The organism is Alcanivorax sp. HI0044 (assembly GCF_001634945.1).
The window spans coordinates 1-358 of record NZ_LWEZ01000671.1 but is presented as its reverse complement, the minus strand read 5'-3'; the positions used below and the strand labels follow the sequence as shown (position 1 = coordinate 358).

General features: G+C 65.6%; 1 pseudogene. It reads right to left on the bottom strand.

Going from position 1 to position 358, the window contains the following annotated elements:
* A pseudogene (locus A3730_RS31315) lies at positions 1–358 on the bottom strand (ribonuclease E); the annotation flags it as partial.

Below are 358 nucleotides of genomic sequence, written 5' to 3'. Positions count from 1 at the left end.
GCTGGCCGGTTTGTCGTCCTCGGCTTTCGGCGCGGCGGTGTTTTGCTCGGCCGGGGCCTGGGCGGCCGGTTGTTGCTCAGCAGCAGGTTGCTGCGGCTGAGCCGGTGCAGCGGTTGGTTCCTGCTTCGGTTCAGCTGCGGCTTGCGGCTTGCTGGCCGTCGGTGGTTGCTCGTTTGTCTGAGCAGCCTTGGCCACTTCTTTTTTAGCCTGATCGTCGGTCTTCGCTTGCGCAGACGGCTCCTGAGCAGGGACCAGCTTGGCGGGCGGGTGACCTTCGTCATCCACGGGCGCGGGCTGTTCGTTGCGTGGACGGGCCGGTTTGGGTGTCTTGTTGCGCTGCGGTTTGTCCGCAGAGGCT